20 protein-coding genes are annotated in these 25,636 nt (G+C 74.6%); 9 read left to right on the top strand and 11 right to left on the bottom strand.

What is annotated here, in order from left to right; all coding sequences use genetic code 11:
• The first annotated feature begins 85 nt into the window (after positions 1–85).
• Positions 86–622 carry an NUDIX hydrolase family protein gene (locus HHL19_RS17320; protein ID WP_206325277.1) on the top strand — a complete coding sequence of 179 codons (537 nt, stop codon included), beginning with the start codon at positions 86–88 and terminating at the stop codon, positions 620–622.
• 103 nt (positions 623–725) lie between these two features.
• Here HHL19_RS17320 and HHL19_RS17315 read toward each other — a convergent pair whose 3' ends face one another.
• Entirely contained in the window at positions 726–1,526 is an 801-nt protein-coding gene (locus HHL19_RS17315; RefSeq protein ID WP_169090546.1) for a D-Ala-D-Ala carboxypeptidase family metallohydrolase, read from the bottom strand.
• A 247-nt stretch (positions 1,527–1,773) separates the two neighbouring features.
• Here HHL19_RS17315 and HHL19_RS17310 point away from each other — a divergent pair, with 247 nt between their 5' ends.
• The gene (locus HHL19_RS17310) at positions 1,774–3,858 is read left to right on the top strand and encodes a SpoIIE family protein phosphatase (protein WP_169090544.1); all 2,085 of its coding nucleotides are present in this window, start codon (positions 1,774–1,776) and stop codon (positions 3,856–3,858) included.
• Between the two features lie 145 nt (positions 3,859–4,003).
• Here the strand turns inward: HHL19_RS17310 and HHL19_RS17305 are convergent, their stop codons facing one another.
• The 4 genes from HHL19_RS17305 to HHL19_RS38520 all read right to left on the bottom strand — a co-directional run bounded on the left by HHL19_RS17305 (position 4,004) and on the right by HHL19_RS38520 (position 8,314).
• A complete protein-coding gene (locus HHL19_RS17305; protein WP_169090542.1) occupies positions 4,004–5,098 on the bottom strand; it encodes a chemotaxis protein in 1,095 nt (364 codons plus the stop codon).
• 147 nt (positions 5,099–5,245) lie between these two features.
• Positions 5,246–5,734, bottom strand: coding sequence for a DUF1269 domain-containing protein (locus tag HHL19_RS37305; RefSeq protein ID WP_169090540.1), 489 nt, complete (start codon positions 5,732–5,734; stop codon positions 5,246–5,248).
• 103 nt (positions 5,735–5,837) lie between these two features.
• Positions 5,838–6,485: an alpha/beta fold hydrolase gene (locus HHL19_RS17295; protein WP_169090538.1), complete on the bottom strand. Its 648-nt coding sequence runs from the start codon at positions 6,483–6,485 to the stop codon at positions 5,838–5,840.
• A gap of 128 nt (positions 6,486–6,613) precedes the next feature.
• A complete protein-coding gene (locus HHL19_RS38520; RefSeq protein WP_169090536.1) occupies positions 6,614–8,314 on the bottom strand; it encodes a CAP domain-containing protein in 1,701 nt (566 codons plus the stop codon).
• Positions 8,315–8,466: 152 nt separating this feature from the next.
• Between HHL19_RS38520 and HHL19_RS17285 the strand changes: the two genes are divergently transcribed.
• The gene (locus HHL19_RS17285; protein WP_169090534.1) at positions 8,467–9,486 is read left to right on the top strand and encodes a serine hydrolase domain-containing protein; all 1,020 of its coding nucleotides are present in this window, start codon (positions 8,467–8,469) and stop codon (positions 9,484–9,486) included.
• Positions 9,487–9,502: 16 nt separating this feature from the next.
• On the opposite strand, the gene HHL19_RS17280 is transcribed toward HHL19_RS17285, so the two are convergent.
• The 3 genes from HHL19_RS17280 to HHL19_RS17270 all read right to left on the bottom strand — a co-directional run bounded on the left by HHL19_RS17280 (position 9,503) and on the right by HHL19_RS17270 (position 12,061).
• Complete coding sequence (locus HHL19_RS17280; protein ID WP_169090532.1) at positions 9,503–10,759, bottom strand: MFS transporter; 1,257 nt, start codon at positions 10,757–10,759, stop codon at positions 9,503–9,505.
• Between the two features lie 84 nt (positions 10,760–10,843).
• Positions 10,844–11,401: a hypothetical protein gene (locus HHL19_RS17275; RefSeq protein ID WP_169090530.1), complete on the bottom strand. Its 558-nt coding sequence runs from the start codon at positions 11,399–11,401 to the stop codon at positions 10,844–10,846.
• A 90-nt stretch (positions 11,402–11,491) separates the two neighbouring features.
• Entirely contained in the window at positions 11,492–12,061 is a 570-nt protein-coding gene (locus HHL19_RS17270; protein WP_169090528.1) for a TetR family transcriptional regulator C-terminal domain-containing protein, read from the bottom strand.
• Between the two features lie 234 nt (positions 12,062–12,295).
• Here HHL19_RS17270 and HHL19_RS17265 point away from each other — a divergent pair, with 234 nt between their 5' ends.
• Positions 12,296–13,312: an alcohol dehydrogenase catalytic domain-containing protein gene (locus HHL19_RS17265; RefSeq protein ID WP_169090526.1), complete on the top strand. Its 1,017-nt coding sequence runs from the start codon at positions 12,296–12,298 to the stop codon at positions 13,310–13,312.
• A 64-nt stretch (positions 13,313–13,376) separates the two neighbouring features.
• Here the strand turns inward: HHL19_RS17265 and HHL19_RS17260 are convergent, their stop codons facing one another.
• Together HHL19_RS17260 and HHL19_RS17255 are read right to left on the bottom strand one after the other, a co-directional pair.
• A complete protein-coding gene (locus tag HHL19_RS17260; protein ID WP_169090524.1) occupies positions 13,377–14,495 on the bottom strand; it encodes a chitinase in 1,119 nt (372 codons plus the stop codon).
• Between the two features lie 152 nt (positions 14,496–14,647).
• Positions 14,648–15,427 (bottom strand): DUF6585 family protein, encoded by a 780-nt coding sequence (locus HHL19_RS17255; protein WP_169090522.1) that lies wholly within the window; start codon positions 15,425–15,427, stop codon positions 14,648–14,650.
• Positions 15,428–15,581: 154 nt separating this feature from the next.
• On the opposite strand from HHL19_RS17255, the gene HHL19_RS17250 reads away from it, so the two are divergent.
• Entirely contained in the window at positions 15,582–17,111 is a 1,530-nt protein-coding gene (locus tag HHL19_RS17250; RefSeq protein WP_169090520.1) for a PQQ-binding-like beta-propeller repeat protein, read from the top strand.
• A gap of 96 nt (positions 17,112–17,207) precedes the next feature.
• Complete coding sequence (locus HHL19_RS17245) at positions 17,208–18,239, top strand: LacI family DNA-binding transcriptional regulator (protein ID WP_169090518.1); 1,032 nt, start codon at positions 17,208–17,210, stop codon at positions 18,237–18,239.
• 15 nt (positions 18,240–18,254) lie between these two features.
• On the opposite strand, the gene HHL19_RS17240 is transcribed toward HHL19_RS17245, so the two are convergent.
• Positions 18,255–21,053, bottom strand: coding sequence for a glycosyl hydrolase (locus HHL19_RS17240; protein WP_169090516.1), 2,799 nt, complete (start codon positions 21,051–21,053; stop codon positions 18,255–18,257).
• A gap of 341 nt (positions 21,054–21,394) precedes the next feature.
• Between HHL19_RS17240 and HHL19_RS17235 the strand changes: the two genes are divergently transcribed.
• The 3 genes from HHL19_RS17235 (at position 21,395) to HHL19_RS17225 (ending at position 25,616) form a co-directional block, all read left to right on the top strand.
• A complete protein-coding gene (locus tag HHL19_RS17235; protein ID WP_169090514.1) occupies positions 21,395–22,699 on the top strand; it encodes an extracellular solute-binding protein in 1,305 nt (434 codons plus the stop codon).
• A gap of 1,127 nt (positions 22,700–23,826) precedes the next feature.
• Positions 23,827–24,714 (top strand): sugar ABC transporter permease, encoded by an 888-nt coding sequence (locus HHL19_RS17230; RefSeq protein WP_346768447.1) that lies wholly within the window; start codon positions 23,827–23,829, stop codon positions 24,712–24,714.
• Entirely contained in the window at positions 24,711–25,616 is a 906-nt protein-coding gene (locus tag HHL19_RS17225; RefSeq protein WP_169090510.1) for a carbohydrate ABC transporter permease, read from the top strand. The genes HHL19_RS17230 and HHL19_RS17225 overlap by 4 nt, the downstream gene beginning before the upstream one ends.
• Positions 25,617–25,636: the final 20 nt, after the last annotated feature.

Below are 25,636 nucleotides of genomic sequence, written 5' to 3'. Positions count from 1 at the left end.
TACGGCCCGGCGCCTCCGGAGCTCACCCGAACGACGGATGCCGGAATCCGGGCCGTACGGCCGTGGCGGAAAGTATGATCAGGCGATGTCTGACATGACTGAGACCACGCCCGGCTGGATGACCTCGGACGAGCTCGACACGGCCCGAGGCCGGATGCCGATCCTCTACGTCGACGCCGTTCCCGTCCGGGTGGACGACAGCGGCGAGGTCACGAGCATCGGACTGCTGCTCCGCATCGGCGCCGACGGAACGATCAACCGCACCCTCGTCTCGGGGCGCGTGATGCACCACGAGCGCGTCCGGGACGCCCTGCTGCGGCACCTGGAGAAGGACCTCGGCCCGGTCGCCCTCCCCCGCGTGCCCGCGTCCCTCCAGCCGTTCACGGTCGCCGAGTACTTCCCGACGGCCGGCATCACCCCGTTCCACGACCCCCGGCAGCACGCCGTCTCGCTCGCCTACATCGTCCCGGTCAGCGGCGACTGCCGACCGCGTCAGGACGCCCTCGACCTGGTGTGGTTCAGCCCGAGGGAAGCGGCCTCCGCCACGGTGCAGAGCGAGATGCCCGGCGGCCACGGCGTGCTCCTGAAGCAGGCGCTGGCGCACGTCGGCGTCATGTACTGACCCTGATCCACCCGGAGCACCTGCCCGGCCGCGCGGGGACGCGCGGCCGGGCAGGTGGGGTGGCGCGGGGTGGCTCGGGACGGCTCGTTCCGGCGCCTCGGGCTCAGATGCCGCAGGAGGAGGCGGACCAGTACCGGCTGGAACGGTGGTCGACGTGGGTGTGGTCGGAGTGGCCGGGGTAGCCCGGGCCGAGAATGCCGTTGAAGCCGTGGTTACGGGCCTGCTGGGCCAGTCGGCACAGGGAGTGCGGCCCGGCGCCGAGGTCGGCCGCGTCGCCGTACAGGTGCCGGCTGCCGGTCGCGCCGCCGACCGCCGCGTTGCAGGAGGTGCTGCGGAAACCGCTCGTCACCCGGATGGGCTGGTCGCCGAGGGCGTGCCGGAGGGCCTCCAGCTTCCACATGGTCCGCAGGGCGTTCGACTTGGCCGTGGCGGCGCTGACGGCCCCGCCCGACCAGGTCGAGTTGCAGTTGTTCAGTTCGGCGTAGGTGAAGTGGATCGGCGTGCAGTCGTCGTCCTGGAGGGCGTACAGCTTGCTGAAGGTCGCGGGTCCGGCGACCCCGTCCGCGGCGAGTCCGTAGGCGGACTGGAAGCGCTTCACGGCGGCGGCGGTGGCCGGCCCGTAGGAGCCGTCGACGGCGAGGACGGCGCCGTAGCCGGGATAGCCGGCGACGCGGATCTGGAGCTGGGTGACGTCGGCGCCGCTCGCCCCCTGGGAGAGGGTGCGGGACCAGGTGTAGCACCCGTCGGCGCGGGCGGGCCCCGCGCCGGCGACGACACCGGTGAAACCGGCGAGCAGCAGCACGAGGGCGAGCAGGAGTCGGGCCACCGGGGACACGGGTGACACCCGGGTCGCGGTCGCGGTCGCGGTCGCGGGGGGAACGGGAGCGCGGCTGTGCAGGAGCATCGGGCGGGCCTCCACCTCAACGGGCGCACGAGCCCCGGCGCGGGCACGCCGGGACATGTCATGCATCTGTCAGCGAACCTGTCGGGGGGAAGCCTGGCCCCTGTGGTCGACGCGCGTCAACCACACCGTCCGAACGCCGTGCGAACGCCGTCCCGAGTGCCGGGCGAACGCCGTCCGGGCGCCGGACGGCCGGACGGCGGCGGGCCGGCGGCGGGCCGGAAACGGCCCGCGCCCTGATGATGAGTACGTGAAGGCCGGCGAAACCACGGGCGACCCGGACGGCCCCGGACCCGACGACTCCGGTACGGGCACGGGCCCGGCCGCCGCCATGGGAGCCGGCGTCGGCGGGCCCCCCGTCGATCCGCGCATGTTCGACGGGACCGTCGCCGCCGTCTCCGTGCTCGCCGGGCCCGAGGGACGGCTGATCTACACGAACTCCGCCTTCACCCGGCTCTTCGGGGTGCGGCGGCTCGGGGTCCCCGCGCGGGAGGCGTTCCCCGACTCGGACGGCCATCGGTTCCTCGCGGTCCTGGAGTCCGTACGGGACACCGGACGGGCCCGGCAGGTCGTCGGCGAGCGGCGGCCCGACCCCGGGCAGCCGGGGCAGTCCCGGCACTTCGTCTACTCGTGCAGCGCCGTCACCACCGACCACGGGCCCGGGATCCTGGTCCTGGCCATGGACACCACGGCCGAGACACTGGCGCTCCAGCGGTACGAGGACCTCGTCTCCGCCGTCTCGCAGATGGTGTGGGTGATGGGGCCCGACGGGGGCATGGAGGAGATCGTCCCCGGCTGGGAGCGGCTGACGGGCACCCCTTGGCGGCGACGGGCCGACGCGGGCTGGTACGCGCACATCCATCCGCGGGACCGGGAGCGGCTGAGCGAGGCGTGGCGGCGCGCGGCCGGCGGAGGCGACGGCGGGCGGCCCGCGGTGTTCGAGGCGACGTTCCGGGTGCGGGCGGAGGACGGCTCGTACCGGCACATGACCACGCGTTCCGTGCCGGTCCTGCGCGACGGCCGGCTCACCGAGTGGGTGGCGGCCACGGCCGACGTCGAGGACGCCTGGGGCACCCGGCTGCGCGAGCGGCTCCTCGCGCAGGTCGCGGCGGTGTCGGGGGCGAGTCTGCACGAGGCGTTCGCCGAGGTGGTGAAGGTGGTGGTGCCGGAGCTCACCGACGCCTGCCTGGTCCTCCTCCTCTCGCACGACGAGTGGCCGCTGCCCGAGCACGCCGGGGTGACGGCGCGGCGGATCGCCTCGGCGACCCGCCCCGGGCTGCCCGCGCCGCCGGCCCTGCGCGGCCAGGGGGTGGCGGTGACGCCCGCGGTGCGGAAGGTCCTCGACCACCGCGAACCGGTCACCTTCCGGCTCGTGCCGGGCGCGCCGGTGCCGCCCGGGCTGATCCCGACCGTGAGCGAACGCTGGCTGCACGCCTCGGGGGCCACCAGCCTGACGCTGATCCCGCTGATCGTCGAGGACCGGGTGCTCGGTTACGCCGCGACCAGCAGCAACGGCGACACGCCCATCCCCGGCCCGGCCGAGACCGAGCTCCTGCGGGAGGTGCTGCACCACGCCCAGCGCCCGATCCGCAAGGTCCTCGACCTCCAGCAGGCCCGGCGCACCGCCCTCAGCCTCCAGCGGGCGCACCTGACCGAGCCGCCGCGGGTCCGGGGCGGGACGCTGGCGGCGCGCTACCAGCCGGCCAGCTCCAGCGGGGAGATCGGCGGGGACTGGTACGACGCCTTCAGGCTCCCGGACGACACGCTCGTCCTCGACATCGGGGACGTGGCCGGCCACGACCTCACGGCGGCGACGGCGATGGGCCAGATGCGGAGCATGCTGCGGGCCCTGGCGTACGCGGGCGGGCCGGGCGCCAGGCCGGACGCGGTGCTCGCCCGTCTCGACCACGTCTCCGCGGGTCTGGGGACGGCCCCGCTGGCCACCGCCCTGCACGCCGTCCTGCGCCGCCGCGCGGACGGCACGTGGCTGCTGTGCTGGTCCAGTGCGGGCCACCCGCCGCCGCTCGTCGTCCCGGCCGCCGGCGACGCGGCCTACCTGCCCGGCGCGGCGGACCCGCCGCTCTGCGTCGCCTCGGACTTCCTCCGTACGACCCACGTCCACGTGCTCGGCCCCGGTGACACCCTGCTGCTGTACACCGACGGGCTCATCGAGACGCCGTCCGCCCCCATCGACGAGGGCCAGCGCCGACTGGCCTCCGAGGCCACCCGCTGCCGCCGCCAGTCCCTGCCGGACCTGCTCCGCATCCTCCAGGGCCTCTCGGACCACCGCGACGACACGGCGATGCTCGCCTTCCGGGTGGGCGGGGCGCCCTGACGGCGGCGGGGGCAGGACGGGGACGGGTCGGGGACGGGACGAGGTCGGGGACGGGGACGGGGACGGGGCAAGGACTCGGGAAGCGGAGACGGGACGCCCGTGCGTACGAGCGTCCCGTCCCGGCGGTGCGTCAGGGCTGGCGGGGTCAGTAGCGCAGCGCGGCCGCGATCCGCTGCCGGCCGTCGAGCGTGCCACCGGGCACGAACCGCACTTCCGCACCCGTGTCCAGGGCCCGTTCGACGATCTCGTCGACCATGTCGTCCCGGGACCCGGGATCGCCGGCCTCGGCCGGTTCCAGGTGCTCGCCCTCCTCGCGTACGACCGTCCGGAAGTCGTCCTCGACGGCGACCAGGCGGGCCCGGCCCTCCTTCGCGGCCCGCCACACCTCGTCGATGCCACCGGCGAACTCGCGGCGGCCCCGGGCCGCGTCCAGGTCGGCCAGGAGCCCCTTGACGGCGTCGGCCTCGCGGGCGGCGCGGGCGGGCTCGACGGCGGCGTGGACCGCGGCGGCCGGACCGTCGGCGAGGCCGCCGTGCCGGACGGTCACGGTCTCCGGGGCCGGCGGGCCCAGCTCCTCCAGGAGGCCGAGGGCCTCGGAGGTGCCGAGCACGTACAGCGGGCGGGGTTCGGCCGCGAGGAGGACCCGCAGCTTCTCGTGCGCCCCGCGCAGGAACCGGCGGGCGGCCTCGTCCCGGAAGGCGCCGGGGACGTCGCCGACCCGCTCCTTCCGCTCGACGTCCCGGTCCTCCAGGCTGCGGGTCAGCGGGAAGCCGTCCCGGGCGGCCTCGACGGCCCGCTCGGGGTCGCCGCTCCACAGCGAGACCCGGTCCGCGGAGACGGCGAGGGCCCAGTAGGGCTGCTCGGCGGCGCGGGCGGCGACGAGGTTGCGGGTGAGGAAGGTGTCCGCGAGGACCACCCGCTCGGGCACGGTCCTGGGCAGCGACCACACCTGGTGCTCGCCCTGCGCCGCGTAGATGACGAGCCCGTCCTCGGCGTGCGCGAGGTCGACCTCGGCGGCGGCGCGGCTCAACTGGTCGAGGAGGTCGAGCCGGCGCTCACGCGGTACGTCGGGGTCGCCGGCGAGCGTCTTCTCGGCCTCGGAGAGCAGATTGCGCAGCCGCACCGGGTCCTGGGCGTTGTCCGGTTCACGGCGGTGGGTGGGCATCACCAGCGAGACGGCCGGGTACGGCCGGGGCTGACGCAGCTTCGCGAGCACCTCACTGCTGAGCACGGGATCCATGGGGGGCCTTCCTGCGGGGGTGGGGGGGAGAGCACGGCGGGCGGACGACGGAGGAGCGGCACGGCGGAGGAGCTGCACGGCGGAGGAGCGGCACGGCGGACGGGGCGGCACGGCGGAGGAGCGGCACGGCGGACGGGGCGGGCGCCGTCACTCCGCTCCGGCGAGCTGCTCGGCGAGCTCCTTCTCGTCCGCGTCGCTGAGGGAGGTCTTCAGGACGGTGCCGCCGTGGCGCTGCATCGCCGCCGTGAACTTGTCCTCGGTGAGCTTGGCGGCCATGATCACGACCGCGGCGGCGCCGGGCCGCAGCAGATCGCCGACCTGCTGCCGGAACCGCTCGTCGACGCCCGACTGGCTGAGCCGGCCGACGAGCCCGCCGAGCGCGGCGCCGGTGAGGGCGCCGACGGCCGGGGCGAGGAAGAGGATGCCGAAGATGGTGCCCCACAGGGCACCCGTCGCGGCGGTCACCCCGACGACCCGGTTGGAGGTGTCGACGTGGGTGCGCCCCTCCGCGTCGACGGAGACGACGGCGAGGCCGTTGAGCCCGACGACCTGGTCGCGCTGCAGGTCCTGCACGGTGCCGAGGGCCTCCTCGGCGACGGCACGGTCCTCGTACCCGATCACGATGAGCTCAGCCACTGCGCCTCCTCCGACCGCGCGGGGGCTCGCGCCCCCGCTACGCCCGATCCTGTCCCGATATGCCCGCTCCCGCGAATCGGAGGCTTCGGAGAGCGGTCAGGCCCTAGCGGCCGGAGGCCAGTGTCTCCAGGGCCAGTTCGGTGGCGCGCCGGTGCCAGAGGCCGGCGGCGCGGAGCATGGTGTGGCCGCCGGCCGGCATGGGGATGCCGGTCGCGTCCGCGCCGGCCTCGCGGGCGCGGCGGACGAACTCCCAGGAGTCGCGGGCCACGGTGACCCGGTCCGTCTCGTCGTGGAGGAGGTGGAGGCGGCGGCCCGCGAGGTGGGCGACGGGTTCGTCGCGCGGGCACCAGGGGGCGAGGGCGACGACGCCGCGGACCGCCGGGTCCCCCGCGACGGCGAGCGCCGCCCGTCCGCCCATCGAATGGCCGACGAGGACGACCGGGATCTCCCCGAACCGCGCCCGCAGCCCGGCGAGCGCGGCCTCGGCGTCCCGGGCGGCGTCGGCGCGCTCGCCGTTCCAGCCCCGGTGCCGGTAGCGGCCCTCGGCGACCAGGACCGCCGTCCCCCGCGCCGCCCGCCGCACGGCCTCGGCGAAGGGCCGCATGCGCAGGGCGGGCAGGTTGAGCAGTGGCGGTGCCTCCAGTCCGTCGGCCCGTCCGCCGTGCAGCAGGAGCACCGCGGCCTCCGGCGCCTCGGCTCCGTACCGTACGAGCAGCGGTCCGGCCGCGTCGGACCGGGGGCGCACGGACATCGGACCTCCGGTCGGCCGTTCGGGTGAGGCGCGGGCAGGCCAGTCTGTCACGGGCCCGCCACGCACCTCACGGGAGCGGGTGTACGCACACGAGTCGGCGGGCGTACGGGTTTCAGCGTGCGTACGGGTCAGCGGGCGCCGAAGACCTGGGTCCAGTAGGGGCCGCCGTCGTCGTGGATGCCGACGCCGAGCTCCTTGAAGTCGCAGTTGAGGATGTTCGCGCGGTGGCCGGGGCTGTTCATCCACGCCTCCATGACCTGCTCGGGCGTGCGCTGTCCCATGGCGATGTTCTCGCCGTAGGTGGACCAGGGGTAGCCGGCGGCCGTGACGCGGTCGCCGGGGTCGGCGCCGTCGGGGTTGGTGTGGTCGAAGAAGTCGCGGGCCGCCATGTCGTCGGAGTGGCCCTGCGCGGCGCGCGCGAGGGTCGCGTTCGCGGTGAGCGGTCCGCAACCCGCCTTGGCGCGTTCGGCGTTGACGAGCGACAGCACCTGGTCGGCGGCGGAGGCGTTGCCGGGGTCGTTCTGCGCGCCGCCGCCCGGGGCCGGGTCGGTGCCGGCCGTCGGCGACGCGGTGGTCGGGGCGGGCTTCGGCGCGGCCGTCGTCGGTGCGGCGGTCTTCTTGGGGAGGGTGGGCGTGGGGGTGGGGATCGCGGTGGTGCGCCGGGGGGTGGGGGTCGCCGTGGTGGGGCGCGCGGTGGCGGTCTTCCCGGCCCCGCCGCCGGGCGTGGCGGAGGCGGTCGTCCGGCCGGGGGACGTGGTGGACGCGGAGGGGGTCGCGCCGAGGTCGGCGGGGGTGGTGGAGAGGGAGTCCGGGTCGTGGGTGAGGGGCGTGTCGGGGCCGGGGGCGGCCGCGCGGTTGGCCTCCATGACCTCCTTGCCGTCCCGGCCGCCGCCGTACAGCGAGAACGCCCCGCCCGTCACCGCGACGACCGCGATGCCGGCCGCGACGGCGGCGCGCCGCCGGGTCCGCTCCTCGGCCTGCCGCCGCCGGCGGCGGTCCCCGCGCGTCGCCCGGTGCCCGTCGGGGGCGGCGACGGGGGCGAGCCCGCCGAGGTCATAGGCCCGCGTCGCCTCTTCCGCGAAGGCGTCGGCGGCGGCGGTGTCCGCTGCGCCGTCCACGCCGTATGCGGCGGCAGCGGGCTCGGCCGCCACCGCGGACAGGACGGCGGCGGACGGGACGACGACAGAAGGCACGACTGCGCCCTCTGCGGCCGAGCCGCAGAGGGCGCACCACAGGGTGTGCTGGGCGAGGTGGTCGCGCCAGCCGGCGCCGGGGCGTCCGTCCCAACCGGCGGTCAGCTCCTGGAGGCCGGGGCAGCGGGGCCGCCGCGCCAGGGCGGCGCCCACGGACCGGGCGGCCTCGGCGCGCACCCACGCCGTCTCGATCCGCGCCGCGGTGTCCTCAGGCGTCCACTGGAGCGCGGCGGCCGTCTCGTACCGCGGGAGCAGCCCCTCGGCCTCCAGCGCACCGAACGCGGCGAGGACCGCGTCCTGGATGTCCAGCCAGCCCCCGCCCCCGTCGAGTCCGTCGTGTCCGACGGCGGCGTGGCCGAGGACGGCGTCGACGGCGAGGCCGAGGAGCCAGGGCCGGAACGCCTCCGGGTACGGCAGGGTGTGCAGGGCTGCCTGCGCACGGTGCAGGGTGTCCCGTACGACGGCGTCGACGGCGGCGGCGGGGCGGGTGTCGAGGGCGCGGGACACCAGGGCGTGGACGAGCGGCTGGTGGGCGCCGAGGACCTGGTCGCACGCCCAGGGGTCCCCGTACTGCGCCGCCCGTATCCGCTCGGTGGTCCATTCCGCCATCCGGTCCGTGTCCATCGTCCGCTGCACGCCGTCCGTCCTTCTCTCGCCCGTCCTGGAGTTTCCTGCGCCTGGGAGAGCCTGTGCGGAGGACGGCGATAACGGAAAGAGGGAAAGCGGAATCCGTGACGTGGGTCACAGAGGGGCTGGGCGGCCGTCGCGCGGACTTCTAGGGTGGCCGCATGGACGGGGAGCGGACGGGCGGGGAGCGGACGGGCGGGGAGCGGACGGGCGGGGAGCACGGTGACGCGTGGCTGGCGGGGCGGCTGCGGGAGCTGACGGGCGGGCGGTTCGCGGTCGCCGCGGCGGTGGTCGGGCCCGGGGGCACGGTGGTGGCCTCGGTCGGGGCGGGGCTCGGGGCCGACTACGAGATCGGGTCGGTGTCGAAGGGCGTGACCGGGCTGCTGTACGCGGACGCGCTGAGGCGCGGGGAGGTCACGGCACGGACGGCGCTCGGGGCGCTGCTGCCCCTCGCGGACGTGCCGGCGGGCGGGGTGACGCTGGGGGCGCTGGCCACGCACCGGTCGGGGCTGCCGAGGGTGCCGGGCTCGGCGCGGCCGTGGCGGCGGACGTACGCGCTCTGGCGGCACGGCACCAACCCGTACGGCGAGTCCGTCGTCGAGCTGCTGGACCAGGCGCGTGCGGTACGGCTCCGCTCGCCGCGGCCCCGCTACTCCAACCTCGGGTTCGAGCTCCTCGGGCACGCGCTCGCGGTCGCCGCCGGGACGTCGTACGAGCGACTCGTCGCCGACCGCATGAGCACCCCACTCGGCCTCGACCCGTTCTACCTCCCGGCCGGACCGGCGGGGCTCCGGCCGGGCGCGCTCACCGGCACGACCTCGCGCGGCCGGCCGCGCGAGCCGTGGACGGGCGAGGCGCTGGGGCCGGCCGGCGGGATCCGGGCCGACATCGGCAGCATGGCGCGCCTCACCGCCGCCCTGCTCGACGGCACGGCGCCGGGGATCGCCGCGCTCGACCCCGTCGTCCCCTTCACCACGGGGACGCGGATCGGCGCCGCCTGGATCACCCTGAGGGTCCGGAACCTGACCGTCACGATGCACAACGGCGGCACCGGCGGCTTCCGTTCCTGGCTCGGCCTGGACCGCGCGTCGGGCACCGGCACGGTGGTCCTGGCCGCCACGACCGCCTCCGTCGACCGCCACGGCTTCGCCCTCCTCGCGGAGGCCGGAGCGCGGAGCTGAGTACCGGTCCCGGGTCTCAGGCGTCGGCGGGCCGGGTCCGGGCCGCCCAGCGGGCGACCGGGCCGGTGGCGGCGCCGGCCAGGGCGAAGACGGCACCGAGGAGGAGCCAGCCGGCGGTGCCGACGCCGATGAGGAGGGTCGTGACGACGAGCGGCCCGAGGGTGCGGGCGACGGGGACACCGGCGCCGAAGAAGCCCTGGTACTGGCCGATCCGGTCGGCGGGGGCGAGCCCGAGGCCCAGCTGCCAGGCGCCGGCCGAGTGCCGCATCTCGGCGACCACGTGGAGCACCGCGCCGGCGACGAGGACGGCGGTGGCCGCCCCGGCGCCGAGACCCGGGAGCGCGGTCACCGCGAAGACGGCGCAGGAGGCGGACATGACGGCGCCCGCGCCCCGCACCGCCGCCGAGGCCGACCCCAGGTCGGTGACCGAGCGGGCGGCGCGCACCTGGAAGACGGTCACGGCGGCGGTGTTGAGGACGAAGAGCGCGGAGACCGTCCAGCCGGGCGCGGCGGTCCGCTGCACGATCCACAGCGGCAGGGCGAGGCTCAGCACCGGCATCCGCAGCAGCATCAGGGCGTTGAGGAGGGTGAGGACGACATACGGCCGGTCGCGCAGGACCGCCGTCCCGGAGGCCCTGACCGTGCGGCCGGGCGCGACGGGGGGTGCGGGGAGACGGGCGAGCAGGACGCCGCCGAGGACGAAGCCGGCCGCGTCGAGGGCGAGGACGGAGAGGTACGCGCCCCGTGTGTCGGCGTGCAGGGCGATGCCGCCGAGGGCCGCGCCGACGGCGAGTCCGGCGTTCAGGACCGCCTGGAGCCGGGCGAGGACCGCCGTGCGGTCCGCCGGGGCGACCAGTCCGGCGAGCAGTGCCTGCCGGGCGGCGGCCAGCCCGCTCTGCGCGGAGGCGAAGAGGGTGGCGGCGGCGAGGAAGGCCGGGAAGGAGTCGATGACGAGGAAGGCGGCGACCGCCGCCGCCGTCGCGAGCGCGAGGAGCACGGAGACGCCGCGCGGTCCGCGCCGGTCGGCGAGCGTCCCGAGCGGCACGCCCGCCAGTGACCCGACCGCCCAGGCGACGGCGAGCCCCGCCCCGACCTGGGTGGCGGAGAGCCCGACGACACCGGTGAAGTACAGCGCGGACGTCACGTAGTACGCGCCGTCGCCGACGGAGTTGCTCAGCTGGGCGAGGAGGAGGGTGCGGGGCGCGGCGGGACGGGTGGGGCCTTGGGGAGCAGGGGGCTTGAGGGTGGGGTGCGTCGGGGTGGTGTTCGCCATGGACACGACGGTAGGGCGAAGTGGCCTGCGTTCCCTGGTCCATTGACGGGCTGTGGGACTGGGCCACTTCGCGGGGCGGAGCCCTCAGCTCCCGTACATGCTCCGGCACAGTTCCGCCGCCCCCATGGGCGCGTCGATCCGCCGTGCCTCACGGCAGAGGCTCCGCATCTCGGGGAGCGTCTCCCCCGCCGCCGGGCGGGCGGTGGGCGCGGGGCCGCGGGGCGGGGTCGCGGCGCGGGTCCTGGGCGGGCGCGGCTGCGCCGCTGCCGGCGGGCGGGGGGCCTTGGTACGGGGTGCCGTCGTACGGGGTTCCGTGGTCCGAGGTGTCGCCGCGCGGAGCGCCGGACGCGAAACGGGAGCGGGAACGGGTGAGGGAGCGGGTGACCGAACAGGAGGGGGTACGGCTCCGGGGCCGGTCTCCCGGGGCTCCGCCTCCGCCAGCTCCTCCCGGGGTTCGGCCTCCACCGGCGGCTCCGGCGGCACCGGGAGGGCCGACGGGGGTCGCTGGGCGGCGGGCGCGAGCGCGGGAGGCCTGGTGCCCGGGGGCTGCGGGGCAGGCGGCGCGGCCTGCTCCGGGAGGGCGACGCAGCCGCCGACGAGGAGGGCGGTGAGCAGGGGGAGCACGGCGCGGCGGGCGTTCATGACGGTCACGCTGCCGCACGCGGGCGGGCCGGGCGGACGGTACGGGCCGCGACCACCACCACGGGTGAACGCGGGCACAGCGGGTGTACGTCAGGCGGTGAGCGCGTCGAGGACCGCGAAGAAGCCGTCGAGCGGGGCCCGGCTCCGGGAGACCTTGGCGCGGAGCACCGCGCCCTCCCACGCCTCGACGAGGAACGGCCCCAGCCGTTCGGGGGCGAGCGGACCGGTCGGGTCGCCCGCGGCGCGGGCCTCGTCGAGGACGCGGACGACGGCCTCGGTCCAGGCGGCGAGGCCGGTCTCCACCCGGTCGCGGAGCAGGTCGCTCTGGTTGGAGAGTTCGGCGCCGAAGGTCCCGAAGAGGCAGCCCCGTTCGAAGGAGAAGCGTTCGAGGTCGTCGGCGAGGTACGCGAAGTGCGCCCGCAGCCGCGGGAGGGGATCGAGCGTCGGGTCGTCGAGCCGGGCGAGTTCGCGGGAGGCGGCGTAGCGCTCCAGGACCTCGGCGGCCAGGTCCTCCTTGCTCGCGAAGTGGTTGTACACCGACCCCTTGGGGGCTCCGGCCGCGCGGGCGATGTCCTGGATGCCGGTGCCGTTGAACCCGCGCAGGTGGAAGCACTCCACGGCACCCTGGACCAACTGCTCGCGCACGCTGTGCCTGCCCACTGCGCTCTCCTCGCTCTCCTCGCCCCGGATACGAACGGCTGCCGTCCAGGGTGCCGTCAAATCACCTCCGATCAGGGGCATTTGACCCGAACGACTCCTCGAGATCCATGCTTGCCGATCGAAAGACGGTCGGTCATATTGACTTCCGAACCACCGGCATCCGAACCACCGACGACCGAACCACCGAACCACCGAGCCACCGAACCACCGGCCTATCCCAGGAGCAGCGAGCACATGGACACCTACCGCGCCGTCGAAGTCACCGGATCCCAGGACTTCCGCCTCGTCGATCGGGAGTTAGTCGACCCCGCTCCGAACCACGTCCGGATCCGGGTCGAGTTCTGCGGCATCTGCCACACCGACGTCCTCGCGGCCGAGGGCATGCGCGCCGATCCCGCGCAGCCGATCGTCCCCGGGCACGAGGTCGTCGGCGTGGTCGACGCGGTCGGCCCCGGGGTCCGCGCGTGGCGGACCGGCGAGCGCGTCGGCGTCGGCTTCCTCGCCGGGCACTGCGGGGAGTGCGACCCGTGCCGCCGGGGCGACTTCGTGAGCTGCCTGGACCAGGAGCAGACCGGGACCACGATCGACGGCGGATACGCGGAGGTGGTGTACGCGCGGGCCAGCGGTCTCGTCCGGGTGCCCGACGGCGTGCCGCCGGCCGAGGCGGCGCCGCTGCTGTGCGCCGGACTGACCACGTTCACCGCCCTCCAGCGGAGCGGGGCCAGGCCGGGCGCGCTCATAGCGGTGCAGGGCATCGGCGGGCTCGGGCACCTCGCCGTGCAGTACGCCCGCGCGCTCGGGTACCGCGTCGTCGCCGTCGGCCGCGGCCGGGACAAGGAGGCGGCGGCCCGCGAGCTGGGGGCCCACGACTACGTCGACAGCACCGCGCAGGACGTCGCGCAGGTCCTGCAGGAGCTGGGCGGCGCGGCGGCCGTCCTGGCCACCGCGTCCTCCGGCGCCTCGATGAGCCCCCTGGTGGCGGGGCTCGCGCCGCGCGGCCGTCTGCTGGTCCTCGGCGCCGCCGCCGACCCGCTGCAGGTGGACACCGGGGAGCTGATCATCGGCACCCGCACCGTCCAGGGCCACCTCACCGGCACCCCGATCGAGAACGAGGACAACCTCGCCTTCAGCGCCGCCCAGCGGATCAGACCGAGCATCGAGCTCTTCCCGCTCTCCGAGGCCCCGAAGGCGTACGAGCACATGCTCACCGGCCGGGCCCGCTTCCGGGCGGTCCTCGACGCCACCGCCTGAGCGTGCGTGAGGGGCGGGTGCCGGGATCGAACCGGCCGCCGCCCCTCGCGCCGTCACGGAGGCGTCAGCAGTACAGGTTGCCGCCCGGCGCCACCCCGAGGATCGAGGTGAACCGGAGGTAGGCGTCGACGCGGCTCCGGACCTGTGCCGGGTTGCGGCCGTCGCATTCCAGGGACCCGTTGATGGAGCGGATGGTCTGGCCGAAGCCGGCGCCGTCGACCATGGCGTCGTGGGCGGTCATGGTGCCGGGGCCGTTCTGGGTGTTCCAGTACCAGAGGCCGGTCATCATGGCGACGTCCGGCTCGCGCTCGACCCGCCAGGGGTTGTTCAGGAGGTCGATGCCGAGGGCGTCGCCGGCGGCCTTGTAGTTGAAGTTCCAGGAGAGCTGGATCGGGCCGCGGCCGTAGTAGGCGGCCTGGCCGGCCGGGCAGCCGTACGGCTGGTTCCCGTCGCAGTAGTGCGGGTAGTTGGCCGTGTTCTGCTCCACGATGTGGACCAGGCCGCCCGTCTCGTGGGAGACGTTGGCGAGGAAGGCCGCGGCCTCCTGCTTCTTCACGGTGTCGCCACCGGTGCCCGCGAACGCCGGGTACTTCTTGGTCGCGGCGACCAGACCCGCGTACGTGTAGAAGGGGTTCCGGTTCGGGAACATCTGGTTGAACTGCGCCTCGGTGACGACGAATCCGGACGGGTCGGGGGTGCCGCCGCCGCTCGCGGGCGCGTTCCACTTCTGGTTCGCCGCGCCGGTGCAGCTCCAGATCTGCAGCCGGGTGCCGTCGGCGCTGTTGTTGCCGCGGACGTCCAGGCACTTGTTCGCGGCCGGGTTGACGATGTCGCGGGCGGCGGTGACCGCCCACTGCTGGTTGGCGCCGCCGCTGCAGTCCCACAGCTGGACCGAGGCGCCGTCGCCGGTGCCCCGGTCGACGACGTCGAGGCACTTGCCGAGGGCGTGCAGGGTGCCGTCCCCGGGGTTGGACCAGCGCTGGGCGTCGGTCCCGTTGCACGTGTAGAGCTGGACGGCGGTGCCGTTGGCGCTGCTCGCCGCCGCGACGTCGACGCACTTGCCGGCGAGTCCGGTGACGGACCCCTCGGCGGCCTCGGCGGGCGCCGCGGTGAAGAGGGCGGACAGGACGGCGGTGAGGGCCGTCAGGGCCAGGGCCCGCCCGGAGAATCGGCTTCTGCGCATGGGGAGGACACGCTCCTCGGAGTTCGCCGGGCGGCCGGAGGACGGGCCCGGGTGGGGGAGAACGGGGGCTGCGCGCACCGAGAAGCCAGAGGTCTGGACCAGCTTGCGTCAAGAGTTGAAGTAAGTACTGAGGGAGGGGAGTTCGCGCGCTCTCACCGCACGCGCAGGGTCTCCATCAGCGTGAGGAGCAGCGGGGTGTTCGCGAGGTAGCGGGTGGGGGCGACGACCAGCGGTCCGCGCCGTCCCTCGGCCCGCACGGTGAGGGTGCCGTCCGCCATCTCGACCCCGTGGACCGTGCGCCAGGGCGCGGAGGCGCGCCCCGAGCCGAGTTCGGCGGCGGTGAGCCACACCAGGCCGAAGTCGAGGCGCTCGCCGGCGTCGAGGCGGGCCAGGGCGCCGGGCAGTTGGGCGCGGGCGGAGTCCTGACGCAGCAGCGGGCCCCAGATCTCGCCGCCGGTGAAGACGCTGCCGACGACGAGGTTGCGCCCCTCGGTGTCGGTGAGGCCGAAGGAGTACGTGACCGAGAGGGTCTGTCCGTACCGGGTGCGGCGGACGGTGTTGTCGAGGATCTTCGTGTCGGCGTAACGGACCACCCGGATCCGGCCCTTGAGGTGGACGACCAGCCCGCCCTCGTACTGCTCCAGGCGCGCGTCGCGGGTACGGCTGCCGAAGAAGAGGTGGCCGAGGAGGGAGAAGAGGCAGAGGACGAGCGGGAGTCCGGGGACCATCGCGAGCGGGCCGTAGCCGCCGGCGAGCGCGGCGACGGCGGCCGCCGCGAGGACGGCGGCGAGGACCGCGACCCCGAGGGCGCCGCGATTGCGCGCCGGCGCGGACGAGGCGTGGCCGCCGCGGTGGGCGCCGAGCCGCTCCCGTGCCGCCGCCTCCCTCATCCGCTGTTCGTAGCCGCCCTGTTCGGCGTCGGTCCGCACCATCGTCGCCCCCGGTCCCGCGTCGGTGTCGCCTGTGTCGCCGGCCGGCGCCGCCTTCCACGCGCGCCGCTGTGCCGCGCCGCTATGCTACGACCAAACCAGAATTAGATTCTAGAATGCAATTCCGACCTGCCGGTGATCCACAGGGGGACCCCCGATGTCGTACACACCGCCGTCCTGGTATCCGCCGGGGCGGCAGGCCCCCGCACCGGTCCCCCGCCCCCGGCGCGACCGCGCGCTGACCGCGCTCGCCGTCGGCCTGGCGCTGCTCGTCGCCGCGGTGGCCGGAGCGGGCTGGTACGGATACGGCCTCGGGGACGGCGTCGAGCGGGCGCGGCCGGCGAACGCCGCGCCGGAGAACACCGCGCCGGAGAACACCGCCACGCCATCCGCCGGGACGACCTCCCCCAAGCCCACCCTCCGCACCCCCGAACCGGTCCACGTCCCCACCGCCCAGGAGCTGGCCGCCGCCCGCCGCCCCGGCGAGGCCTCCGCCTGGATCGCCTCGGACACGACGGACCTGCCCCGACGCACCGTCCCCGTCGACGGCCCCTGGATCGTCGGCGACACGATCGTCCAGGCCCTGTACCGGGAGGTCACCGCCTACCGGCTCTCGGACGGCGCCGAGGTCTGGAACCTCACCCTGCCCACCCCGGTCTGCGAGGCGCCGGAGCACGCGACGCCGGACGGCCGGATCGTCCTCGTCCTCGCGACCAGCGGCGCCCAGCGGGGCGCCCGCTGCGACCGGTTCCGGATGATCGACCTGCGAACCGGGAAGACGGGCTGGACGAAGGAGCTGCTGCGGGACCCCTCCCGCGACACGCCCGCCATCATCGTGCACACCGCGATCAGCGGGGACACCCTCGCCGTCGCCGAGGGCCTCGGCGCCGCCGCCTTCCGCGTCTCCGACGGGTCCCGGCTCTTCACCGTCCCCACCGAGAACCCGGGCCGCTGCCACCCCGACCAGGTGGCCGGCGGCAGCAGGCTCCTCGTCACCGCCACCTGCGCGCTCGGCGTCGACCGCCGGAAGCAGTACTCCCAGCTCCGCGAGCTCGATCCGCGCACCGGCGCCGTGCGCTGGCGCCACCGGACCCCGGCCGGCCGGCAGATGGAGCGGATGATCTCTGTCGACCCGGTGGTGTACACCTCGATCGACAACGAACGGCTCACTGAAGACTGGCGGATCGTCGCCCTCGGCCCGCGGGGCGAGCTGCGCCGCACCATCGACCCGCGCCCCAAGGGCTTCGAGCACTGCGTGCACGTCGGCATCGACGCGGATCTCCAGCCCTGCCCGGGCATCGTCGTCGGTCACGGACTGGTCCACGTCGGCGGCACGGACCGGGTCGGCGCCTACGACCTGGCGACCGGGAAGCTCCTCTGGGGAATCCGGACGCACGACGGCAGGACCCTGACACCGGTCGGCTTCCGCTCCGCGACGGGAACTGTCGTGTACGAGTCGGCCACCCCCAGCCGCCCCGGCCGCACCTTCGTCCTCGGCAAGGGCGGGCCCGACACGGAGAAGGTGCTGATGAAGCACCCGGCGGCCGCCGCCGAGGCCGAGTACAGCACGATGGCGGGCCGCGTCCTCCAGGTCGGCGGGAGGATCCTCGCCATGCCCAACGGCGTCAGCGGCGACGACGCCCAGCGGCAGCCCCGTCTCGTCTCCTTCGCCCCGGCCCGGGAGTGACCCACCGCCCCGCCCGCCGGTGATCCAGAGAGCGCTCTCAAGACCCTGCCCGGTACGGATATCCTGACCCGGTCCGAGCAGACGAAGGGGGCCTACGTGGCCGAGCAGACGACGGGGGCGCGCCCCACCCTGGAGGCCGTCGCGGCCCGTGCCGGGGTGTCGCGGGCCACGGCCTCCCGGGTCGTCAACGGGGGCGCGGGGGTACGCGCTCCGCTGGTCGACAAGGTGCGGCAGGCCGTGGAGGAGCTCGGCTACGTCCCGAACCTGGCGGCCCGCACCCTGGTCACCCGGCGCAACGACGCGGTGGCGGTGGTCATCGCGGAGCCCGAGTTCCGGATCTTCTCCGACCCCTTCTTCCAGGAGCAGGTGCGCGGCATCAGTCGTGAACTGACCGCCCACGACTCGCAGTTGGTGCTGCTGTGGGTGGAGAGTCCGGGCGACCACGACCGGATCGCCCGGTACCTCGGCGGCGGGCACGTGGACGGCGCGCTCGCCTTCTCCCTGCACGACGAGGACGAGCTGGCGGCGGTGCTGCGCCGGGCGAAGATCCCGACGGTGCTCGGCGGCCGGCCGACGGACGGGATCGGCCCCGGCATGCCGTACGTCGACTGCGACAACCGCGGCGGGGCGCGCGAGGCGGTCCGGCTCCTGGTCGACCGGGGCTGCCGGACCGTCGCGCACCTGGCCGGTCCGCGCGACCAGACCTCGGCCGTGGACCGCGCCGACGGCTACCGCGACGCGCTCGGGGACCCGGATCCGGCACTCGTCGGGCACGGCGACTTCACGGCCGAGAGCGGCGCCCGGGCGATGGCCGGACTCCTCGACCGGCGGCCCGACGTGGACGGGGTGTTCGCCGCCAACGACCTGATGGCCTCGGGCGCGCTGCGGGTGCTGCGGGAGCGGGGGCTGCGGGTGCCGGAGGACGTCGCCGTGGTCGGCTTCGACGACGTGGCGTCGATCGCCGAGCGCACGGACCCGCCGCTGACGACCGTCCGGCAGGACATCGAGGGCATGGGGCGGCTGATGGTGCGGCTGCTGATGCGGCTGCTGAACGAGCAGGGGTCCGGGGCGCCCGCCCCGGACCCGCTGATCACGCCGACGACGCTGGTGCGCCGGGCCTCGGCGTGAGGCCCGGCGCCCAGGTCAGTCGAAGGGGATGACGACGACCGAGTCGGCCGTGCCGGTGCGGACGGTCGACGGGCCGTTGCCGATGGCGCTCCACACCTCCAGGCGGACGGTGCCGCCGCGGAGGTCGCCGAGGGTGCCGGTGGCGGACTTCAGGCCGCGGTTCTGGTCGTAGCGCTCCCAGCCGGGCACCGGGTCGGTGGCGAAGTAGTGGTAGGTCTCGGTGCGTTCGAAGGTGCCGTCGCCGGTGAGGTCGTAGCTGATCCGGACCTGCTGGCCGAGGCCGACGGAGGTGCCGGCGTCCACGGCGAGGCGGAAGGCGGTGGCGGCGCCCGGGGTGAGGGTGCCGGTGACGTTCCGCGCCACGTAGACGAGCGGCTGGTGCGGGGTGCCGTCGTGGTTGGCGCCGCCGGCGGAGGCGATCGTGTCGCTGCCGGCGGTGGTGTCGGTGGCGGTGGTCAGCGTGCCGCCGGAGGCGAGCCGGAAGGTGTCGCCGGTGCTCGGCTCGGGGCAGGCGGGCCCGCCGGGCCGACCGCAGGGGATGGTGCCGGTGCCCTTTCCGGTGGCGGTGGAACGGGCCGGTACGGTCAGGGACTTGCCGTCGGAGAAGGTGACGGTGATCGGCGCGGAGCCGTAGTTGTGGGCGGCGTAGGTGCGTTCGGTGCCCTTGAGGAAGACGGCGGAGGCCGGGACGGAGCCGGTGACGGTCGCGTCGGGGGCGCCGAGCGCGTCCAGGGTGGTCAGCCAGTGGTAGGTGTGGGCGCGGGACTCGCCCGCCTCCGGCGTGTAGTTGCCGCCGACGGCGTCGAACCTGCCCTTGGCGCGGGCCGGTTCGGCGAGCGACTCGAACTCCCAGAGGATGTCGCGCCATTCGACGGCCGGGCCGCCGTTCTCCCGCTCCATCTCGGCGAGGTTGCGCCGGATCGCGCCCGGATAGGCGCCCATGTGCAGCGCGTTGCCGGAGGTCACCGGGAGGGTGTTGATGCCGTGGATCTCCTCGGGGTTGGCGGTCCACCAGGTGGAGTACGCGCCGCCGCTGCCCCACACCATGCCGACGGTGTCGTGGCCGAAGGAGCCGGGGAAGACCTGCTGGTCGGCGTCGAACCAGTACTGGCCGATGGCGTCGGACTCGGTGGCGAGGAGGTAGCCGCCGAGGTCGCGCAGGGAGGCGTCGCCGGTGGCGGAGCCCCACAGGACGAGGGCGGCGCTGAGGTTGGTGGACTCGGAGGACGACTCCTGGTTGTTGCCGGCCGCGAAGCCGGAGTGGCCGGAGGCCCAGCTGTGTCCGGCGTACACGTCGAAGCCGCGCAGGAAGGGGAAGGCGGTGTCCGTGCGGCTGGGGTTGGCGACGTCGCGGACGAGGGTCTTCACCATGCCGCCCCAGGCGGAGTCGGCGGCCCAGGCCCGGTCGTACTGGGCGACGATCGCGGCGGCATACACGTAGTAGCCGTAGTGGAAGTGGTGGTCGTTGAGTTCGGTGTCGCTGCCGTAGGAGGCCGGGTAGCCGGTCAGGGTCTTCCAGGTGCGGTCGTACGAGAACTCGTTCGCGCCGCCGGTGGTGAACCAGTCCTGGAGCCGGCCCTTGATCAGGCCGAGGAGCCGGTCGCGCAGCGCCGTGTCGCCGAGCTGTTCGGCGAGCGGCACGAGCTGGGCGAGCTTCCCGAGCGCCTTGCCGGTCCAGTACGTGTCGGTGGCCCCGGAGAACGGGTCGGCGGAGTTCACCACCTCGTTGAGGTACGTACGCAGCCGGGCCTGGTCGACGGCGCCGGTGGCGGGCAGCCCGGGCAGGACGGCGGCCTGCTTGCGGCTGGTGGAGAAGGAGCGGCCCTCGCGGACCTTCATGGTGCCGCGCGGGGAGACGTACGTGTACGGGGTGAGGGGGTCGGTGGAGTTCAGCCACTGGTGCCGGTAGAGGGCCTGGAGCGTGCCGGTCTCGGTGCCCTCCTTCGCCTCCGTGGTGAGCGTGTACGTGGCGTCGGCCCTGCCGCCGGAGGAGGACCAGGCGACGCGGGAGCCAGTGACGAAGCTGTAGGCGTAGCGCCGGTAGGTGGCGAGGGCGTCGGTGGAGGGGAGGACGGCGACGGAGAAGTAGTCCTTGCCGCCGAGGCCGGCCGTGAGGGTGGTGCCGGAGACGTTCCAGTCGGTGCCGGAGGGGGCGAAGAGGGCGTAGTGGTGGCCCGCGACGGTGATGCCGAGGACGTTGCCCTGGTCGGCGAAGACGGTGGGCGGGGCGGCGGTGGTGATCCGGGCGTCGCCGCCGGTGCCCTTGGCGTACACGTAGGGCAGGCCGTGGCCGATGGTGGTGCGCAGGGTGCGGGCGCCGTCGGACCAGAGGGGGGTGACGGTCCAGTCGGACCAGTCGTCGGCCCTGGTGTCGGGCGAGTTGAGCCCGGTGAGCCCGAGGGTGAGGTCGGCCTTGTGGGGGAACTCGTACTGGCGGCCGTCGCCGACGATCGCCGGGGTGGTCGGGTAGCCGATCTCCAGGCCGCCGGCGACGGCCTGGTAGGTGAGCGGATGCCCGTACATGGGGGTCGAGTACGGGTTGTCGCCGTAGCGCTGGAAGGCGAGCGAGGACCACCAGTCGTTGGTGGGGACGGGCCGGTCCTTGGCGGCGGCAGTCACCTTGGGGGTGACGGGGGTCCCGGTGTTGGTGGTGGGACCGGAGGTCCCGGCGGGGCGGGTGTCGGAGTATCCGCCCGCGCCCACGGGGACGGTGGCGGCGGAGGCGGACCCGGCGGCGGCCGGTACGAGACCGGCGGCGGCCAGGGCGGCGGTGAGGACCAGCGACGCGGCCGGTCGGGAGCGGGGAGCTGACACGTACAGCACCTCTTGGCTCGGAGGAGGGATTCGTGGGGGTTCGTGCTCGGGCGTGACGGTTCTTGAGAGCGCTCTCAGCAGTGCGCAACGTAAAACTCCCGAAACCTGGGCGTCAAGAGAGGGGACCGAAAGCGGAGTTGGGATCACGGCCTCGTAGGAACCCCTCGATTCCGAGCCGTTACGCCTTCGAGTCTTGACGGGAACGGGCGAGTCGGGGCACGCTCCAGTCCGTTCTTGAGAGCGCTCTCAAGAACGGCCTCCGGGCTCCGCCAGGACCCGGGGCCACACCGTTCGCCTCCCCCGTTCCCCCTTCTCCGCCCTGACTCCAAGGGAGCCCGTCCATGCCCATCACCCGAGCCGCCACCCAGGCAGCCCTCCGCATCGGAGCGGTCGTGCTCACCGGTTCCCTGCTCGCCGCCTGCGGCTCCGGAGCCTCCGACAGCGCCTCCGGCAAGGAGGGCGGCAAGGTCACCGTGACCGTCGACCTCTTCGGCTCCTTCGGCTACAAGGAGGCCGGCCTCTACGCCGAGTACGAGAAGCTCCACCCCGAGGTCACCATCAAGCAGACCGACACCGAGGACGAGGCCGACTACTGGAAGTCGCTCCAGACCCGGCTCGCCGGCGGCGGCGGCCTCGCCGACGTCCAGGGCATCGAGGTCGGCCGGATCGCCTCCGTCACCCAGCAGCAGGCCGACCGCTTCGAGGACCTGCGGAAGTACGGCGCGGATGGGCTGAAGGGCCAGTTCGCCGAGGCGAAGTGGGCCGCCGCCACCGGGAAGAACGGCGAGGTGCTGGGCCTCGGCACCGACGTCGGCCCCGAGGCGATGTGCTACCGCACGGACCTCTTCGAGCAGGCCGGACTGCCGACGGACCGGGCCGAGCTGGCGAAGAAGTGGTCCACGTGGGACGGCTACCTGGAGCTCGGCAAGCAGTACAAGGCGAAGGCCCCCGCGAAGAGCGCGTGGCTCGACAGCGTGGGCAGCCTCTACTCGATCATGATCGGGCAGGAGAAGGAGCGGTACTACGACGCCTCCGGGGCGCTGATCTGGGAGACCAACCCCGCCCTGAAGACGGCCTGGGAGACCTCCGTCGAGGCGAGCGACGCCGGGCTCAGCGCCAAGCTCGACCAGTGGTCCCCGCAGTGGAACCAGGCCTTCGCCGCGGGCTCCTTCGCGACGATCCCCTGCCCCGCGTGGATGCTCGGCTACATCAAGGGCCAGGCCGGCGAGACCGGCAAGGGCAAGTGGGACATCGCCGCGCTGCCCGGCGGCGCCGGGAACTGGGGCGGCTCCTACCTCGCGGTGCCGCGCGCCGCGAAGCACAAGAAGGAGGCGTACGAGCTGGTGAAGTGGCTCACCGCGCCGGAGCAGCAGGCGAAGATCTTCACCAAGCAGGGCAACTTCCCGTCCTCGACCGGCGCGATCACCGAGGTCGCCGGCACGACGGACCCGTACTTCTCCGGCGCGCCGATCGGACAGATCTTCGGCGACGCGGCGAAGGCGGCGCCGGTCCAGGTGCTCGGCGTCCACGACCAGAACATCAGCCAGCAGATCACCAACGCCCTGAGCGAGGTCGAACGCAAGGGCCTCGCCCCGGAGAAGGCCTGGGAGAACGCGAAGAAGGGCGTCGCGAACACCCTGGGCTGACGCCGGGCGGCTGGACCCGACGCCGGGCAGGGCCGCCGCGCCCCGACGCTTGGGGCGTCGTACGGCGGTGCGGTCCGGACCGCACCGCCAGGCCGGACCGCACCGCCAGGCCGGACCACGCCGCCAGGCCGGACCACGCCGCCAGGCCGGACCACGCCGCCAGGCCGGACCACGCCGCCAGGCCGGACCACGCCGCCAGGCCGGACCACGCCGCCAGGCCGGACCACGCCGCCAGGCCGGACCACGCCGCCGTACGCCGCTGGGCGGCGGTACGGCTCCGGCGCGGGCGGGCCGCCCCGGCGGGGCGGGACCGAAACCGGCCCGACTCCCGGCGAGATGCAGCACGCTGGTGGTCCCACCCCACCAGCGTGCCGCGCGGGCGGCCAACGGGGCGGCCGGCGGAGCCACAGGCGTCCGGAGCGCGTCGGCCGCGCCGAGGGCCCGCGGCGAACGGCGCGTCTCCCGTCCCGGGCCACCGGGGTCAACCGGGAGGGCCTGCTGGCCCGACCGGCTCCGGTCGGTGGACGTCGGTCCGGTGGAGCGCCAGCCTCACCGGACAGCGAGGCCCTGCAGGGCTCGCCGTCGGCACCACCACGGGGTACCCCGGGTGCACCGTGAGAAGCCAGCCGCTGGCCCACGGGCCACAGCCACAAGTCCCACGGGCTGCGGCCCGGCAGGCGGCCTCCCAGCCGGCTCCAAGCCCACGGGGCACCGCCCCACCGGCCTTCGGCCGGGGGGGCAGCCGACCCGGCCCGTGGGCCGGGTCACCCGCACCGAAGCCCGGCGCGGGCCGCAGGCCCGGGGTCGCACACCCGGGGACCGCACGCTCCACAGGCCGAACGCCCTGGGACCGCACCCCCACGAACCGCACACCCGAGGGCCGCACGCCCCACGGAACCGCACCCCCACGGGCCGCACACCCGAGGACCGCACCCCCACGGGCCTCACGCCCAAGGGCCCGGCCCGGCGGGCCCCGCTCCCGGGCCCGGTCGGCGCCCCGGGCCTGGAACCGCCCCGCCCGTCAAGGGCTCGTCATCTTTCCTCCTCGTCTCTCGAAGGGCCGCACCGTGACCCTCGTCGCATCGGCGAAAGCCGGCAGCGTTCCGCGTACGTCGGGCTTCCGGCGTGTGTGGGGCGTTCTTTCCCCTTACACATACGTCGCACCGTTCTTCACCCTGTTCGCGGCCTTCGGGCTCTTCCCGCTGGTCTACACGGCGTACGTGTCGCTGCACCGGGTCGAGCTCCAGGACCCCGGCGCCATGGAGTGGCGGGGGCTCGGCAACTACACCGCGCTCTTCGGCGACGAGTTCTTCTGGACCGCGCTGCGCAACACGTTCACGATCGGCGTGCTGTCGACCGTGCCGCAGCTGGTGATGGCGCTCGCGCTCGCGCACCTGCTCAACCACCGGCTCCGTGGCCGGACGTTCCTGCGGACGGCGATGCTGCTGCCGTACGCCACCTCCGTCGCCGCCGCGACCCTCGTCTTCGCGCAGCTCTTCGGCCGCGACTTCGGGCTCTTCAACTACGTCCTCGGTCTCGTCGGCGTCGGTCCGATCGACTGGCAGTCGGGCACCGTCAGCTCGCAGATCGCGGTCTCGACGATCGTCGTCTGGCGGTGGACGGGCTACAACGCGCTCATCTACCTCGCCGGCATGCAGTCCATCCCGTCCGAGCTGTACGAGGCGGCGGAGATGGACGGCGCCTCCCGCTGGCGGCAGTTCTTCCACGTCACCCTGCCGGGGCTGCGGCCGACGATCCTCTTCACCGTCGTCGTGTCGACGATCGGCGCCACCCAGCTCTTCGGCGAGCCGCTGCTCTTCGAGGGGTCCATGTCGGGCGGCATCTCGCACCAGTACCAGACCCTCGGCCTGTACATGTACGAGCAGGGCTGGGGCTTCTTCCACCTGGGCCGGGCCGCCGCGATCGCCTGGGTGATGTTCCTGCTGATCCTGGTGCTGGTCGGGGTCAACGCCCTGATCGCGCGCCGCCGTTCCCGCAAGGAGGCCGGTCGATGACCGCGCTCGCCGATCCGCCCGCACCGGCCCTCGACCCCGCCGGGCGGCCGGCCGCCCGGCCGCGCCGCCGGTCCGGGGCCGGACGGACCCTGAAGGCCGGGCCGGTCGCGTACGCCGTGCTGATCCTGGCCGTGCTCGTCTCCGCCTTCCCCTTCTACTGGACGATCGTCGCGGCCAGCCGCTCCAACGCCGACCTGGCCCAGGTGCCGCCGTCGCTGGTGCCGGGCCCGCATCTGATCCGCAACTTCGAGGCGGTGCTCGCCGAGGCGGACATCGGCAAGGCGCTGCTCAACTCCCTCATCGTGTCCGGTTCGATCACGGTCGGCACGGTGCTGTGCTGCACGCTCGCCGGCTTCGCCTTCGCCAAGCTCCGCTTCCGGGGCCGGGGCGCGCTGCTCGCGGTGACGGTCGGGACGATGATGATCCCGCCGCAGCTGGGCGTCATCCCGCTCTTCATGCTGATCGCGGAGCTCCAGTGGGTGAACCAGCTGCAGTCGGTGATCCTGCCGGGGCTCGTCTCGGCCTTCGGGGTGTTCTTCATGCGCCAGTACCTGGTGCAGTCGCTGCCGGACGAGCTGATCGAGGCGGCCCGGGTGGACGGCGCGTCCACGGCCCGGATCTTCTGGTCGATCGTGGTGCCGATCGCCCGGCCGGGCATGGCCGTTCTCGGTCTGCTGACCTTCATGGCCGCCTGGAACGACTTCTTCTGGCCGATCGTGGCGCTCTCCTCGCAGGAGCCGACCGTCCAGGTGGCGCTCCGCCAGCTCGGCGGCGGCTATGTCCACGACCAGTCCGTGATCATGGCGGGCACCCTGCTCGGCACGCTGCCCGTGCTGCTGGTCTTCGGCCTGCTCGGCCGCCAGATCGTCGGCGGCATCATGCAGGGCGCGGTCAAGGGCTGAGCCCCTCCTGTCTCCTTCAT

The sequence above is a fragment of the Streptomyces sp. R302 genome, from assembly GCF_012927245.1.
Classification (GTDB): Bacteria; Actinomycetota; Actinomycetes; order Streptomycetales; family Streptomycetaceae; genus Streptomyces.
The sequence above is the reverse complement of the archived record's forward strand: the minus strand, read 5'-3'. Positions and strand labels throughout refer to the sequence as shown.

Excerpts from the sequence above, each read along its gene's own strand:
- HHL19_RS17320 (WP_206325277.1), top strand. The coding sequence starts at position 86 with ATGTCTGACATGACTGAGACCACGCCCGGCTGGATGACCTCGGACGAG.
- HHL19_RS17315 (WP_169090546.1), bottom strand. The coding sequence starts at position 1,526 with ATGCTCCTGCACAGCCGCGCTCCCGTTCCCCCCGCGACCGCGACCGCG.
- HHL19_RS17305 (WP_169090542.1), bottom strand. The coding sequence starts at position 5,098 with ATGGATCCCGTGCTCAGCAGTGAGGTGCTCGCGAAGCTGCGTCAGCCC.
- HHL19_RS17295 (WP_169090538.1), bottom strand. The coding sequence starts at position 6,485 with ATGTCCGTGCGCCCCCGGTCCGACGCGGCCGGACCGCTGCTCGTACGG.
- HHL19_RS17285 (WP_169090534.1), top strand. The coding sequence starts at position 8,467 with ATGGACGGGGAGCGGACGGGCGGGGAGCGGACGGGCGGGGAGCGGACG.
- HHL19_RS17280 (WP_169090532.1), bottom strand. The coding sequence starts at position 10,759 with ATGGCGAACACCACCCCGACGCACCCCACCCTCAAGCCCCCTGCTCCC.
- HHL19_RS17275 (WP_169090530.1), bottom strand. The coding sequence starts at position 11,401 with ATGAACGCCCGCCGCGCCGTGCTCCCCCTGCTCACCGCCCTCCTCGTC.
- HHL19_RS17265 (WP_169090526.1), top strand. The coding sequence starts at position 12,296 with ATGGACACCTACCGCGCCGTCGAAGTCACCGGATCCCAGGACTTCCGC.
- HHL19_RS17260 (WP_169090524.1), bottom strand. The coding sequence starts at position 14,495 with ATGCGCAGAAGCCGATTCTCCGGGCGGGCCCTGGCCCTGACGGCCCTC.
- HHL19_RS17255 (WP_169090522.1), bottom strand. The coding sequence starts at position 15,427 with ATGGTGCGGACCGACGCCGAACAGGGCGGCTACGAACAGCGGATGAGG.
- HHL19_RS17250 (WP_169090520.1), top strand. The coding sequence starts at position 15,582 with ATGTCGTACACACCGCCGTCCTGGTATCCGCCGGGGCGGCAGGCCCCC.
- HHL19_RS17235 (WP_169090514.1), top strand. The coding sequence starts at position 21,395 with ATGCCCATCACCCGAGCCGCCACCCAGGCAGCCCTCCGCATCGGAGCG.
- HHL19_RS17225 (WP_169090510.1), top strand. The coding sequence starts at position 24,711 with ATGACCGCGCTCGCCGATCCGCCCGCACCGGCCCTCGACCCCGCCGGG.